At 70.6% G+C, this 13,047-nt stretch carries 15 protein-coding genes; 6 read left to right on the top strand and 9 right to left on the bottom strand.

From position 1 onward, the window contains the following. Positions 1-41: 41 nt before the first annotated feature. Together ACFYZL_RS31370 and ACFYZL_RS31365 are read right to left on the bottom strand one after the other, a co-directional pair. Positions 42-764 (bottom strand): B3/4 domain-containing protein, encoded by a 723-nt coding sequence (locus ACFYZL_RS31370; RefSeq protein WP_384746792.1) that lies wholly within the window; start codon positions 762-764, stop codon positions 42-44. Between the two features lie 221 nt (positions 765-985). Next, a complete protein-coding gene (locus ACFYZL_RS31365; protein WP_384746790.1) occupies positions 986-1,822 on the bottom strand; it encodes an EamA family transporter in 837 nt (278 codons plus the stop codon). Between the two features lie 119 nt (positions 1,823-1,941). Here ACFYZL_RS31365 and ACFYZL_RS31360 point away from each other — a divergent pair, with 119 nt between their 5' ends. The 4 genes from ACFYZL_RS31360 to ACFYZL_RS31345 all read left to right on the top strand — a co-directional run bounded on the left by ACFYZL_RS31360 (position 1,942) and on the right by ACFYZL_RS31345 (position 4,657). Beyond that, positions 1,942-2,517, top strand: coding sequence for a helix-turn-helix domain-containing protein (locus tag ACFYZL_RS31360; RefSeq protein ID WP_384746788.1), 576 nt, complete (start codon positions 1,942-1,944; stop codon positions 2,515-2,517). A 143-nt stretch (positions 2,518-2,660) separates the two neighbouring features. Further along, positions 2,661-3,182 (top strand): MarR family winged helix-turn-helix transcriptional regulator, encoded by a 522-nt coding sequence (locus ACFYZL_RS31355; protein WP_388683660.1) that lies wholly within the window; start codon positions 2,661-2,663, stop codon positions 3,180-3,182. 114 nt (positions 3,183-3,296) lie between these two features. Continuing rightward, a complete protein-coding gene (locus ACFYZL_RS31350) occupies positions 3,297-3,758 on the top strand; it encodes a hypothetical protein (RefSeq protein ID WP_388683658.1) in 462 nt (153 codons plus the stop codon). Positions 3,759-3,790: 32 nt separating this feature from the next. Then, positions 3,791-4,657: an NmrA family NAD(P)-binding protein gene (locus ACFYZL_RS31345; RefSeq protein WP_388683656.1), complete on the top strand. Its 867-nt coding sequence runs from the start codon at positions 3,791-3,793 to the stop codon at positions 4,655-4,657. 359 nt (positions 4,658-5,016) lie between these two features. On the opposite strand, the gene ACFYZL_RS31340 is transcribed toward ACFYZL_RS31345, so the two are convergent. The 3 genes from ACFYZL_RS31340 to ACFYZL_RS31330 form a co-directional block, all read right to left on the bottom strand. Next, a complete protein-coding gene (locus tag ACFYZL_RS31340; protein ID WP_388683654.1) occupies positions 5,017-5,496 on the bottom strand; it encodes a hypothetical protein in 480 nt (159 codons plus the stop codon). A gap of 236 nt (positions 5,497-5,732) precedes the next feature. Beyond that, positions 5,733-6,173 carry a nucleoside deaminase gene (locus ACFYZL_RS31335; RefSeq protein WP_388683652.1) on the bottom strand — a complete coding sequence of 147 codons (441 nt, stop codon included), beginning with the start codon at positions 6,171-6,173 and terminating at the stop codon, positions 5,733-5,735. Then, positions 6,170-6,988: an LLM class flavin-dependent oxidoreductase gene (locus ACFYZL_RS31330; protein ID WP_384746776.1), complete on the bottom strand. Its 819-nt coding sequence runs from the start codon at positions 6,986-6,988 to the stop codon at positions 6,170-6,172. Before ACFYZL_RS31330 ends, ACFYZL_RS31335 begins: the two co-directional genes overlap by 4 nt. A 93-nt stretch (positions 6,989-7,081) precedes the next feature. On the opposite strand from ACFYZL_RS31330, the gene ACFYZL_RS31325 reads away from it, so the two are divergent. Beyond that, positions 7,082-7,528, top strand: a complete 447-nt coding sequence (locus ACFYZL_RS31325) for an Lrp/AsnC family transcriptional regulator (RefSeq protein WP_388683648.1) — start codon at positions 7,082-7,084, stop codon at positions 7,526-7,528. Positions 7,529-7,586: 58 nt separating this feature from the next. Here ACFYZL_RS31325 and ACFYZL_RS31320 read toward each other — a convergent pair whose 3' ends face one another. From ACFYZL_RS31320 to ACFYZL_RS31310, 3 genes are all read right to left on the bottom strand, one after another. After that, complete coding sequence (locus tag ACFYZL_RS31320) at positions 7,587-7,733, bottom strand: LuxR C-terminal-related transcriptional regulator (protein WP_384746827.1); 147 nt, start codon at positions 7,731-7,733, stop codon at positions 7,587-7,589. 190 nt (positions 7,734-7,923) lie between these two features. Continuing rightward, complete coding sequence (locus tag ACFYZL_RS31315; protein WP_388683711.1) at positions 7,924-9,306, bottom strand: carotenoid oxygenase family protein; 1,383 nt, start codon at positions 9,304-9,306, stop codon at positions 7,924-7,926. 213 nt (positions 9,307-9,519) lie between these two features. Then, a complete protein-coding gene (locus ACFYZL_RS31310) occupies positions 9,520-10,857 on the bottom strand; it encodes a PLP-dependent aminotransferase family protein (protein WP_388683645.1) in 1,338 nt (445 codons plus the stop codon). Positions 10,858-10,946: 89 nt separating this feature from the next. On the opposite strand from ACFYZL_RS31310, the gene ACFYZL_RS31305 reads away from it, so the two are divergent. Then, positions 10,947-11,573, top strand: coding sequence for a DJ-1/PfpI family protein (locus tag ACFYZL_RS31305; protein ID WP_388683642.1), 627 nt, complete (start codon positions 10,947-10,949; stop codon positions 11,571-11,573). A gap of 17 nt (positions 11,574-11,590) precedes the next feature. Here ACFYZL_RS31305 and ACFYZL_RS31300 read toward each other — a convergent pair whose 3' ends face one another. Then, positions 11,591-12,697 carry a protease gene (locus tag ACFYZL_RS31300; protein WP_388683640.1) on the bottom strand — a complete coding sequence of 369 codons (1,107 nt, stop codon included), beginning with the start codon at positions 12,695-12,697 and terminating at the stop codon, positions 11,591-11,593. Positions 12,698-13,047 lie beyond the last annotated feature (350 nt).

The following is a 13,047-nucleotide window of genomic DNA, read 5'->3' as shown; positions in this document are numbered from 1 at the left end:
CAAGGAGGAGGGGTACGGGACGTGCCGTTCGGCCTTCGCCGTCACCGGGCGTGGTGTCGGAGGGTGGCCTGCGGGTGTGCGGGGCTGAGGTAGTGGACGGCGCTCTGGGCGGAGTGTTCGGTGAGGAGGTCCCGCAGTTCGTCGGCGGCGGTGGTCAGGAGGTGGCCGTCGCGGGTGGCGTGGACGGTTTCGAGGATGAAGGCGACGTGGGTGGAGTCCTCGGTGACGCGGGTGCGGTGGGCGTCGCGGTGGTTCCAGTGCCGGGTGAGGACGTCGGTGGTGTCGGTGTAGATGATCTCCCCGGTCTTGGGGTTCTCGACGGTGTCGGGTTCGCCGAGCGGGGTGAACGTCTCGGTGCCCTCGGCGTAGCGGATCTCGATGTCGCCGGTGACGTGGTCGAGGTCGAAGGCGCCGGCGGGCAGGCCGTGGCGGACGGAGACGGCGTTGTAGGAGTCGACGGCCGGGTTGATCCGGGGCAGCGTTCCCTTCTTCGCCAGGCGGCGGCCGAGGGCGTCGACGCTGGGCCGTATGCGGCGGGGGTTGGTGCCGAAGGAGCGGTAGGCGGTGTGCCACGCGTCGATGCGCGGGTCGGTCTCGTCGGCGGGGGTCCAGGCGCCGGAGGCGAGGTCCTGTTCCAGGATCTCCACAGCGGCGGCCGTGCGGGGCCAGGGCCGACGGCCGTGCAGGCCGGTGGCGGTGACGACGGCGATCAGGGTGTCGGGGAAGGCGTCGGCGACGGCGGGGCTGATGCGCAGGGTGGTCATCGTGAGAGCGGTTCCGTTCCGGGAGTGGGTTGGGGTGAGGGCGGTCGGGAGTTCCGGTTAGCGACGCGGTCCAGGCGGTCCAGACGGCGCGGGTAATGGGCAATGGTGGGCACGTCCGGCGCGGTGCCTCGTTCGGTGAGCCGGCGGGCGGTGTCGGTGCTCTGTTCGACGGGCTCGTGGTGGTCGTACCAGTCGTGGCCGTCCGCGCCGTACGGGGTGGTTCAGGTGAGTGCGAGGAGGCTGACGGCGACGGCGGCGGTGCCCAGGCCGATCAGCTGCCCGCGGTGGATGCGCTCGGCCAGGACGCTGCGGGCGAGCAGGACCGTCCCGGCCGGGTACAGGGCGGTGATCACGGCGACGACGGCCAGGTCGCCGCTGCGGGCGGCGAGCAGGAACAGCAGGTTGGCCACCGAGTCCAGCGCACCGGCCGCCGCCGAGACCGCGTACGCGGGTTTCTCCGGGCCCAGGCGCCGGAACATCACACCGGCGGCGGCCAGGGTGACGGCGGAGGAGACGGCACGGCCGACGATCAGCGGGCCGACGCCGCTGTCGGAGGGCGCCTGGTGCAGGAAGACCAGCTGCAGGGCGATGGCGGCACCGGCGCCGAAGGCCGACAGCAGCGCGGTACGCGAGGGGCGTGCCGACTTCGCGCCGTGCCCGGCGCTGACCATGACCACCGCCGCCAGTGCGAGCGGCAGGCCGATCAGCCCGGCCGGGCCGAGGTGCTCGCCCTGCACCAGCCCGACGCCGACCGGCAGCATCGCCGAGATGAGCGCGGTGATCGGGGACAGCACGTTCATCGGGCCGATCGCCAGCGTGCGGTAGAGCAGGGCGAACGCGGCGGCCGACGCGACGCCGGAGGCGGCGCCCCAGGCGAGGGTGGCCGGGGCGAAGGAGGCGCCGAGGAAGGGCCACAGCAGCAGTTCGATGGTGAGCGAGGCCGGGGCGGCGATCATCACGGTCCGCAGGACGTGGGCTTTGCGGGCGCCGAGGCCGCCGAGGAAGTCGGCGCACCCGTAAGCCAGGGAGCTGCCCAGGGCCAGCAGGAGAGCGATCACGGTACGTACACCCTTACTATCAATGGAACGACTACACCGTACAACGCACCGACCGTCGGCCGTCAACCGAACGACCGCGTGGTGCATCACACCGACCTGCTGCTGGAGGGACGAAACCGATGGTCGAGACCGAGGCGGCACTGCGGACGCTCGCGCACAACGTCCGCGCGGCCCGAACCCGCGCCGGGCTGTCCCTGGACGAACTCGGCCGCCGCGCCAAGGTCAGCAAGGGCGCCCTCGTCGCCCTGGAGAAGGCCCAGGGCAACCCCAACTTCGCCACTCTGGTCCGCCTCGCCGACACCCTCGGAGTCTCCGTCTCCGCGCTGATGGAAGGCAGCCCCGAACAGCGCGTGCGGGTGGTGAGCGCCGACACCGTCGTGCCCCTGTGGAAGGGCGAGCGCGGCAGCGAGGCCCGACTCATGCTGACCACCGGCGGCCCGGCGGCCACCGAGGTCTGGCGCTGGTCACTGGAACCCGGCGAGGAGTACCCCAGCCACCCCCACCAGGCCGGCGTGACCGAGACCGTCAGCGTCACCAGGGGCGAGATGGTGCTCGTCGTCGACGGCGCCGAGTACCCCGTCGCCGCCGGACAGACCGCCGCCTTCGACGCCGACGCCGGCCACACCTACCGCGGTTCAGGCGCCGAGACCTGTCACCTGATCATGACCGTCCACCTGCCCCCGGGACCCGCTTAGCATCCTCACCCGAGGCGGACCCTGTCTGCGGTGAGGGCCCCGGGCGCGGCGGGCCGCAGTCGGGGGCGGAGCCGTCCGCCGTCTGCGACTGCGAGGCTCTCGGCGACTTGACCGGCAGATGGTTAGCCACCATATTACTTCTCATGAGTGACGAGGATGCGAACCCCGGCGCTGCACCCACGCTCGAACAGGCACGGAAGCAGATCGCGCGGTACGGGCTTGAGGCCGACCCGCAGGCGGTGCTCGTCGCGGTGCGCCTGATGGCTGCCGGGGCACGCCTGGACCGGGCGTCCGAAGTGCACTTCGCGCGTTCCGGGCTGTCGACCGGGCGCTACCGCCTCCTGGTGGACCTCGAGGACAGCGACGGCGAGAAGTCGCCGTCGCAGCTCGCCAAGAGTCTTGGCGTCTCGCGCGCCACGGTGACCGGCCTGGTCGTCGGCCTGGAGCGAGAGGGCCTGGTGGCTCGCCGCGCCTCAACGGAGGACGGGCGGGGCGCGGTGGTCGTACTCACGGCGCGCGGCAGCCGGCGGTTGCGCGACATGGCCCCGGACCACTTCGCACGGCTTGAGGCGCTGGTCGGCGGGCTGGCCGCCGACGAACGCGGGCTGTTCCTCGACCTCTTGGAGCGGATCACTCACCGCATCGGCGCACTGACTGCCGAATAGCCGCGACATCACGTCCGCGCGGGGCTGCCTCGACCGCGCGGCACCCTTTCCCGCGCCCGAATAGTTAGCCGCCTAATCAACTACTTAGCCAGCTAATCACCTTCGAGGAGTCACATGAGTCCCCCTCCCAGAACCGCCCAGCGCGGTTTCGCCACGCGACCGTTCACCCTGTGGAAGGAAGTCGCGACCGCCTACCTGGCCCCCGCGCTCACCGCCGGGCTCGGCGGATTCCTCAGCGGCCGGCCCGACCTCACCAGGGCCGCCTTCACCTCCATCGGGGCCACATCGGCCTTGGTGGCCTGCATCGTCGGCGCGTGGCTGCACCGCCGTGGCCGACCCCGATGCTGGACGACCTCGGCGCCACGACCGGTGCTCACCCTCGGACTTGTCATTACGGCGGCCGGAATCGCCGGCCTGGCCGGATGGTTCGGATCCGACTGGCTGCCGTCGCACACGCCGGTGCCCGATGCCGGATGGCTGGAGCGGCTGCGGATCGACCTGCCGCTGTCGGCCGGCCTGGCCGCCGCCATCGTCACCTGGCGGTGGCACGGCACGACATCCCGGCACCAGGCCTGACCCACCCCTCCCCCACCCACGAAAGGGACACTGTGATCACCCTCATCGGCGCCACCGGCGCCACCGGCGGCGCCCTGCTCCGGCGGCTCATCGAACGCGAAGTCCCCTGCCGCGCCGTCAGCCGTACGCCCGAAGATCTGCGCGCCGCCCTCGGCACGAACACGCCGGTCGAGATCGTCGGTGCGGACGCCGCAGACCCTCCGACGCTCCGCGACGCGTTCGAGGGATCCACGCAACTCTTCCTCGCCATGGCCAACAGCCCGCGTCAAGCCGAGCTGGAGACCAACGTGATAGACGCCGCAGCCCACAGCGGGGTACGGCACGTGGTCAAACTCTCCGCGCCGGCAGCCGAGCCCGCCTCGCCGGTGGCCATCTCGCGCAGCCACTGGCGGGTCGAGGAACACCTGGCGACAACCGAAATGACGGCCACGCTGCTCCGGCCCTACGCATTCATGCACAAGCTGCTCCTGAACGCGCCGGCGATCGCCGAGGGCGTACTCATCGGGGCCATGCGCGAGGCGCCCTGCAACTACATCGACGTCCGAGACATCGCCGACGTCGCCGCCGAGACCCTCCTGCGCCCCGGCCTCGCCGGCGCCACCTACACCCTGACCGGCCCGCAGGCCTTCAGCCACCCCGAGCTCGCCCGCCTACTCGGCGAGCTGACCCGCCACCCCGTGCGCTACATCGACCTGCCACCGAGCGAGTTCCGCAGCCACCTCCTGACCACCGCACACATGCCGCCCTGGCTCGCCGACCACGTGGTGGAGATCCAGCAACTGGCCGTCGCACGCCCGGAATCTCCCAACGACACCATCGAGACCATCCTCGGCCGCCCCGCCAGGACCCTGCACACCTTCCTCCGCGAACATCTCCACACGTTCACCAAGACCGCCTGACCGCCCGTCCAACCGCCCGCCCCCTCACCCTTCTCCGGGATACCGGTCCCGGTATCCCGGAGAAGGGCCTGCGAGACGGACCTCGTGTAGGAGACCTCGCGCAGGCCGGCCGAAGGCCGTCAGGCACGCAAGGAGGGACGCCTCCAAGATCTCAACGGGGCGCGGCCCGGAGAACATGGCCACGCTACGCAACCTCACCATCGACACCCTCCGTCGGGCCGGGAACCGCGGCATCGCGGCCGGCCTGTGCGAGGTCTCCTACGCGCCCCGCACCCGTCCCCTCGGCCTACTCAGGCTGCCCTGCCCGGCAACAACCCGTGGCCTGCGGGTGGGAGGCATATTCGGCCTGTCCGGGGCAGTCAGCCATCGAGACGACTGGCGACCTCGCGCAGGGCTTGGGACTCGGCGTCGCGGATACTCGTGCGGACCAGTGTCCGCATCATCGCCGCGCCCGCCACCACGGCGGAGAGGTGCAGCACCACCGCGACGGTGATGTCCTCCGGTGGCGTGGCATCGGCCGGATCCGACATCGCCACGTACAGGGTGAGGGGCAGCTTCCAGGCGCTCCATGCGAACAGCGAGCCCGATCCGACCCACCCGAAGGTCAGCGGGAGCCGGCGCGGCCGCACCAGCGCGAGTGCCAGGGCGATCCCGATCACCGCCATACCGACCGTGACGGTGTTGAGCACCACCCACTCCGCCAGTCCGAACCCATTGCCGATCGGCAGCACCCCCACGAGAGAGCCGACCACCCACGCGACTTTGATCAGCAAGTACGGCGACAGGGCCAGAGCAGCCCCGTACGCCGCGCTCCGCCCGACCTGATCCCAGCGATCCACCCGAACTCCCCCTCATCAGCAGGAATCCCAGCATCTGGCCCGAACGGCTCGGCCACGTCCCCCCGCAGGACGCATCCGCCTCCCCCACCCGGGGGAGGCGGCGGACCATTTCTGCCCGTTGTTCCCCGGACCCACCTGCCCGTCAGGGGTGCCCGGACGGCGACTGCGCCCCCGCCTCCGGGCCGGGGGACGGCCGCTGCCCCGCAGCGAGGCGGGTCGGGGCCGATGGGCGGTCTTCAGGGTTGGGGCCGGTAGTAGTCGTCGATGGGGGTGCGTGCCTCGTCGAACAGGGCAGGGCCGTCCTGTGGCACCGTCGGCCACGCGCCCGACTCCGGGTTGAGTTGCACGAGTTGTTCGGTGGAGAGCGCGTAGACGACACGTCCGAGTCCGGAGCGGACGATGCCGCCGGCGCACATGCCGCAGGGCTGGCAGCTGGTGTACAGAGTGGTGCGTGCGGCCGTGGCCTGGTCGAGTTCGCGGGCCGCCCAGCGCGCGAGTTTCAGTTCGGGGTGGGCGGTGATGTCCTGGTCCCGTCGTACGGTGTTGTGAGCTTCGGCGATGATCGTGCCGTCCGGGCCCGCCAGCAGGGAACCGTAGGGGGCGTCGCCCAGGGTGGTGGCACGGGCCGCGATGGCGACGGCCCTCCGCAGGAGTGCCTCGTCGGCAGTGGTGATCATGAGGATGCCCTCCAATGGGTGGCCACGGAAGTGAGTGTCCGCCAGGCCTCCTGGGGTCGGCGGGTTTCCTCGGGATCTCCGTGGTACGGGTCGAGCACGACGGTGTCGGCCCCGAGGCGGCGAAGCTCGTCGAGATCACCGAGGATCTGCTTCAGGGTGCCCACGCCCGCGAGTCGCTCGGGGTCGCCGACCGGTTCGCTGGTCAGCCTCAGGGCGATGCGGGGTGCGAACGCCGGCAGCGCGTGGGCCGTCACGACCGAGCGCATCCAGGGCAGGGTGCCCCGTAGCGGATGCCAGGCGTCACCGAACCTGATGGCGCGCCGGATTCCCGCCTCGCTGTTGCCGCCGATCCAGAGGGGAATCGGGGCGGTGTGTCCCTGCTCCTCTTCCTCCCAGGCCTTGCGCAGGGCGACAAGGTTCGTGTCGGTGAGCCTGCCGCGAGCGGTGAACGGCACGCCGAGTGCGTCGAATTCCTGGCGTGCCCAGCCGACTCCCGCTCCGAGAACGAGCCTGCCGCCGCTGAGTTGGTTCAGGTTTGTGGCCATGCGCGCCACCAACTGCGGATGCCGGTAGGGCAGCACGAGCACCGTCGTGCCCAGCCGCACCCTCGTGGTGATGCCGGCAAGCCAGGACAGGGTGGTGAACGGCTCGTAGAACGGCGCCGGATAGCGCGCGGCCACGTCCGGGGTGATGGCCACGTGATCCGACACCATGAGGAGATCGAAGCCGAGCCCCTCCACGACCCGTGCCCACTCTCTCAGCACGCCAGGATCGGTTCCGGGCCCGAAGTTCGGTACGTTCACGCCAAGTTGCATGCGTGGAGGCTATCTTGGCGATCAAGGAAAGTGACAGACCCTTCTCCCGGTCAACCGGCCATTCATCCATGACTTTCCCGGTAGAGTCGCGATATGGCCGGGAACCTTGATGACATCGACTGGGCGATCATCGATGAGCTGCAACGGGACGCGCGCATCTCCCTCAGCGAGTTGGGGCGGCGCGTGAGTCTCGGCTCCTCGGCCACCACCGAACGGGTGCGTCAGCTGGAGGCGACGGGCGTCATCACCGGCTACCGCGCCGTGGTCGACCTGGCCAAGGTCGGCTACCCCGTGCTGGCCGTCGTCCGGTTGAAGTACCCGGGCAACCGCCACCAGCCGTTGCGCAGGCTGCTCGCCGATCGACGGGAAATCCTGGAGTGCCTGCGCACCACCGGCGACGACTGTTACACCCTGAAGGTGGCCGCGACCTCCATGGAGCACCTGGAGGCACTCATGGACGAGCTGGCCGGCTTCGGCAGCACGACCACGAGCGTCGTCTACAGCCAGACGCTTCCCTATCGCGGGCCCGATCGGCCTTGACGTAACGCTCCCTGACGAAAGACCGAGCCGGCTGCGCCCGCCTCGGAGCGGGGGCGGGTCAGTTCGGCGTGATGCCGGTGAGGACGGCGAGAACGGCCAGACGGATGCGGTTGTCCCGGCCCGTCTTCGCCATCAGGCCGGCCACGTGGGTCTTCACGGTGGTGACCCCGACATGCAGCCGGTCGGCGATCTCCTTGTTGTACAGGCCTACGCCGAGGCCGGACCTTCCCCCGGAGGAACCACACCCGTACCGCCGCCGAGGAGGCGGTACGGGGGGCAGACGTACTGGTCGACGGCGTCGGCGGCGCCGACGGACACCGCCTCGTCCCCACCCTCGGACGCGGCGGCCCCATCGGCGCGGTCTCTCCCGAGGGCTACCGGACCGAACGGCCGCTTCAGCCGCCGCCGGTCGGCAGCCAGCAGCCGTGCAGGCCGAGCGGTACCCGGACCGGGACGCGGGCGCGGGCGACGGGGCCGGAGGCGGGGTCCTGGGCCGGGACGACCAGGAACCACGCGGACCCGTCGGTGCGGTCGGTGGCGAAGGTCAGCCAGTAGCCGTGCTCCTCGGAGTCCTTCCCCGGCACCGGCGCGAAGACGGGTTCCCCGACGGACAGGTCCCCGGCATCCCAGACGGGGGAGGCACCGGTTTCGGTGTCGTGGAAGCGCACGGCGTCGTACTCGCCGGGCAGCAGGTCCGAGCGGCCGGTCTCGGTGGCCAGCGCGGTGTGGCGGTGGCGGCGGCCGATGCGTCGGTCGTCGATGCGGGGGAACTCCACGCGGGCGTCGTCCAGAGGGGTGCGGGTCATGGTGCCCGCCACCGGATCGATGCGTGCCCGTACGAGTCCGCCGCTCGCGGGGGCGGCTCCGGGCTCCGGTTGTCCGACGGTCAGCCGGCTCCACTGCACGTAGTCCAGGACCACCGGGGCATCCGGGCCGGGCCCGTCGTCGTACGCGTTCACCGTGTGCCAGACCCAGAACGCTTCGTCGGCGGCCCAGCGCGGGGGTCCGCCGTCGCGCGGGACGAGCACCACGCGGGTCCCGCGCTCGGGCCGCCAGGCGAGGAAGGAGCCGCCTGACATGGCCTGGGCGAAGTCGAAGAAGGCAGGCGCGAGGACGATGACGACACAGCTCTCGGTCAAGGCCATGTCGTGGATCATCATCGGCTCGTCCACGCCGTCGACCGGTGTGGGCCCCCGCGTGACCACGCCATCGCGGCCGATGACCGACCAGGTCAGGTACGGCGCCTCCAGGCCGTAGCAGAAGACGACCATCTCGCCGGTGAGCGGATCGATCTTGGGGTGGGCGGTGATGCCCATCGGCAGCGCGCCGTCGAAGTCCTCGCGGCCGAGCGTCTCCAGACCGGTACCGATTCGGTAGGGGCACGCCGACTCGGCGAGCGCCAGCAGCCGCCGGCCGTGCCGTACGACGTTGATGTCCGGCATGTCCCTGAAGGTGCCCGCGAGTTCGGGCCCGACCTGACCGGCGTCCGGCATGATCATCGACTCCAGGCCGCCCCACAGGGCCCGGCCGGCCCGTTCCTCGGCACGCAGTGCGGGGGTGCGTACGAAGCGGTTGCGGTAGCGGGCGCGGCCCTCGGAGAGCCAGACCCCGTGCAGCATGCCGTCGCCGTCGATGGGGTACAGGTACGAGCCGATCGGCGTGAAACGGGGATTGGGGCCGTTGCGCAGGTACAGCCCGTCCAGCGCCGGCGGGATCTCGCCGGTCACCTCGAGGACCGCGACATCGACCTCTTCGCTCACCGGCGCGAACGGGCCCATCAGGTGGGGAACCCGGGTGGGGTCGAAGCTCGGCGGCGCATGCGTGTTCACGGGACCTCCCGCGGTGTGCCGGGTTCGCCCTTACCGTCACCTCCCAGTGAAACGCTGCGGCCGCACGGGTGCCAGCCGTCGGTCACCGAGGGAAGCGAGCCCGGGGCAGCCGGGCGCACGCACTGTGAAGTCTTTTGCCGGCGTGAGGGCAGGAGACCGGGTTCAGGCGTAGGCGTCCTCGACGGCGACCTGTCGCACGGTGCGCAGCGTCGACCTCAGGCTGTCCAGGTCGGTCGAGCCCAGGGCGAGGCGGATCGCCTGTGGTGTGTGCGTCGAGGTGGTGAACGGCTCCGCCGTGCTGACCGAGATCCGTCGGCGTGCGAGGGTGGCGGTCAGGCGGTCGGCGCGCGCCTCCTCGGGCAGTGACAGCCAGGTGAAGTAGGACGAGGGGTGGCCGATGAGCCGGAGGCCCGCCAGTTCCTGCCTGGCGAGTGCCTGGCGCGTGGTGGCGTCGTCTCGTTTCTGCGCCTCGAGGTGCCGCACCGTGCCGTCGTCGAGCCAGCGGCAGGCGATGGCGGTGGTGAGGGCGGGGGTGTTCCACGTGGTCGCCCGGATGGCGCGCTCGAGGGAGGGCACCGCAGGTGGCGGGGCCAGGACGAAGCCGACCCGCAGGCCGGTGGCGATGCTCTTGGACAGACCCGAGACGTAGACGGTGATGTCCGGCGCGGTCGCGACCAGAGGCGGTGGAGGGTTCTCGACCAGGTAGGCGTACGAGGCGTCCTCGATGACGAGCGGACCGTACTGTCGAGCGATCCTGATCAGGCGGGTACGGTCGGCTGCCGGCATGACCCAGCCCAGGGGGTTGTGCAGGGTGGGCATGGTGTAGATCGCGCGCACCGGGCGGGTCGCGCACAGTCTTTCCAGGGCATCGAGATCCGGTCCGTCGGTGGCGATGGGGATGGGCTCCAGGTCGAGCTGGAAGGCGTGCGCGAGCACCTTGAAACCCGGGTAGGTGAGTGCGTCGACCGCGACGACGTTGCCGGCGCTCAGCATGGCCATGACGGTGATGGCCAGGCCGTGTTGGGCACCGTTGGCGATGAGGATCCGATCCGCGTCGGCGGTGATCCCCCGGCATCCGAGGTGTCGTGCGATGGAGGCTCTGTCCTGTGGACGCCCTCGGTGCGGTTGGTAGCGCAGCAGCGAGTCGAGATCACCGGAGGTGGCCACCTCCCGCAGGGCCTGCCGTAGGAGATCGGTCTGGCCGGGCAGCGACGGGTAGTTGAAGCTGAGGTCGACCGCGTCTGCGCCGACGGCTTGCTGATCGATGCCATGACCGGCGGGGACCGCGATGTCACGCACGAACGTGCCGCGGCCCTGTTCTCGGCTCACCAGGCCCACCGCTTCCAACTCGGCGTAGACCCGGGTCGCGGTCACCAGGGCGATGCCCTCGCGGGCGGCGAGAGCGCGGTGGGTGGGCAGCCGTGTCCCGGGGGCGAGGCGCCCGGTCCGGATCTCCGATGCGAGCGCGTCGACCAGCTTTTTGTATCGCGGGGCAGCCATGCGCCGGATTGTATCCATGACAATTCTTTGACTGTCCTGCTCGCGGGTCCTTACGGTCGCATCTCACCCATCCGGAAGGGACACCCGTCGTGCCGCACATCTCCATCCTCACCTTCGAGGGCTACAACGAGCTCGACTCCCTGATCGCGCTCGGTGTACTGGGCCGCCTCAAGTCCGACGACTGGCGCGTCACCATCGCGACCCCCGGCCCCAAGGTGACGTCGATGAACGGGGTGGTCATCGAGCAGATGTCCACTCTCGAGGAGGCCTGCGCCGCCGACGCCGTCATCGTCGGCAGCGGCATCGCCACCCGCGAGGTCACCGAAGACCCGGCGATCATGAACGTCCTGCGGGGCTTGGACCCCTCGCGCCAGCTCATCGCGGCGCAGTGCTCCGGCGCGCTCGTGCTGGCCAGACTCGGCCTGCTGGGCGGCATCCCCGCCTGCACCGACCTCACCACCAAGCCATGGGTCGTCGCCGCCGGCATCGAGGTCCTCAACCAGCCCTTCTACGCCAAGGACAACATCGCCACCGCGGGCGGCTGCCTGGCCTCGCCCTACCTCGCCGCCTGGATCATCGCGCGCCTCAAGGGGAAGGAAGCCGCCGAAGGCGCGCTGCACTACGTCGCCCCGGTCGGCGAGAAGGAGGCATACGTCGAGCGAGCCTGGCGCAACATCGCCCCGTACCTGCCGGCTCCCGCACCGGCGCTCGTCTGACCGACCCGGACGGGGTGTCAGCCGCGGCGTCCTTCGCGGGCGAGGGCCGGGACGAAGCGGGCCGCGTCAAGGGTGCCGACGCCGGTGGCCATGTCGTAGCCGTTCACCGCGGTGTAGCCGGTGACGCCCTGGTAGCCGTTGTTCGTACCGTCGTTGACGTCGACGATGCCGGTGGAACGGTCGTACGCGGAGCGCCCGTACAGGCGGTACAGCGCCTCGTGGATGTCGCCCAGGCGCTTGCCCGCGGCCTGGTCGGCCAGGGCCACGATGCCGGCGAACAGCGGGCCGGCCTCGCTGGTGCCGCCGGAGACGTCCCAGCCCGTGGCCGCCGGGTCGTAGCTGGAGTAGAGCCACGCGCCGCCGTCGCCTGAGGAGGCGAGCACGGTGACGTGGTTGCGGGCGGCGGCCTCGAAGGCGTAGCGCAGTTTGCCGATGGCGGAGAAGTCACCCCTGTCGAAGCCGGGGAAGGTGTTCTCGGTCGCGCCGAAGCTCTGGGTGATCACGTCGCCGATGCCGCGGTCGATCAGGGCCTTCTCGGCGTCCATCATCTCCGGGAGCCCGATGGTGCCCTCGGTCTCCCCGACCGCCGTCCCCACCAGGACGATCTTCGCGTCCGGTGCCACCGCGTGGGCCATCTCCACGTCGAGGGTCGTCTCGCCGGCCCAGCCCAGCATGTCGGCCTTCTTCGGGTCCCACTTCGGGACGTTGCCCCACTTGACCACCTGCACCTTGGTGCCGGGTATCCCGAACTGCCTGCTGTAGACGTCCAGGTCGTGCTGGACGGTCGGCGAGCCGAAGGAGTCCACGATCACGATCGTGCGGCCCTTGCCGGTGATGCCCGCCTCGTAGAGCGGGTCGAGGTCGTACGCCTCTCGGTACTGCGGCGGGGTGTAGCACGCGATCTTCCACTTGGTCCGGCACTCCTCGACGGAGAGCGGACTTCCCACGGCACGGACCAGTTGGTGGCCGGCGACGGCGGGACGGGCCACGGTGCGCGGGAACGCGGGGTCGTGCGCGGAGGCGGTCAGGGTCCCGGCCACCGGAGCGGCCGCGGTGAGTGCGAGGCCGGCTGCCCCGGCGGTGACGGCCGCGGCGCGCGGCCACGTTCGACGGGCTGGATGCATTGCGGACTCCCTTGGGAGGTGGCGCCGCTCGGAGCGACTTCTCCGCGACCAGACCTGTCAAGTCATGTTCAGAACAAGATTGTTTGACGCTTGATGCCGAACGCTTTACCTGATCGCGAAATACGCCATTCACTGTCTTGACCCGCATCAAGCACCGCCCGAAATAAGGCGAGTTAGCGGCGAATAGGCCCATCCATACAGGACCCGAGCGTCCGTTCAGCGGACGCTGTAGGGCGAAATCCGGACGGGTTTCGGCCAATACCTGACGTGTCCATGGCGATCATGAGGATCGCCGGCAACCTCTCCACATCCCCAACAGGACGAGATCGACAGCTCCGCCCGGCCGGCCT

It is taken from the genome of Streptomyces sp. NPDC001717 (assembly GCF_042892775.1).
Lineage (GTDB): Bacteria > Actinomycetota > Actinomycetes > Streptomycetales > Streptomycetaceae > Streptomyces.
The sequence above is the reverse complement of the archived record's forward strand: the minus strand, read 5'-3'. Positions and strand labels throughout refer to the sequence as shown.

What these genes read in the sequence shown, in the direction of transcription:
- ACFYZL_RS31315 (WP_388683711.1), bottom strand. Translation starts at nt 9,306, where the DNA reads ATGGGCCCGTTCGCGCCGGTGAGCGAAGAGGTCGATGTCGCGGTCCTC.
- ACFYZL_RS31330 (WP_384746776.1), bottom strand. Translation starts at nt 6,988, where the DNA reads ATGCAACTTGGCGTGAACGTACCGAACTTCGGGCCCGGAACCGATCCT.
- ACFYZL_RS31335 (WP_388683652.1), bottom strand. Translation starts at nt 6,173, where the DNA reads ATGATCACCACTGCCGACGAGGCACTCCTGCGGAGGGCCGTCGCCATC.
- ACFYZL_RS31370 (WP_384746792.1), bottom strand. Translation starts at nt 764, where the DNA reads ATGACCACCCTGCGCATCAGCCCCGCCGTCGCCGACGCCTTCCCCGAC.
- ACFYZL_RS31350 (WP_388683658.1), top strand. Translation starts at nt 3,297, where the DNA reads ATGAGTCCCCCTCCCAGAACCGCCCAGCGCGGTTTCGCCACGCGACCG.
- ACFYZL_RS31325 (WP_388683648.1), top strand. Translation starts at nt 7,082, where the DNA reads ATGGCCGGGAACCTTGATGACATCGACTGGGCGATCATCGATGAGCTG.
- ACFYZL_RS31310 (WP_388683645.1), bottom strand. Translation starts at nt 10,857, where the DNA reads ATGGCTGCCCCGCGATACAAAAAGCTGGTCGACGCGCTCGCATCGGAG.
- ACFYZL_RS31355 (WP_388683660.1), top strand. Translation starts at nt 2,661, where the DNA reads ATGAGTGACGAGGATGCGAACCCCGGCGCTGCACCCACGCTCGAACAG.
- ACFYZL_RS31300 (WP_388683640.1), bottom strand. Translation starts at nt 12,697, where the DNA reads ATGCATCCAGCCCGTCGAACGTGGCCGCGCGCCGCGGCCGTCACCGCC.
- ACFYZL_RS31360 (WP_384746788.1), top strand. Translation starts at nt 1,942, where the DNA reads ATGGTCGAGACCGAGGCGGCACTGCGGACGCTCGCGCACAACGTCCGC.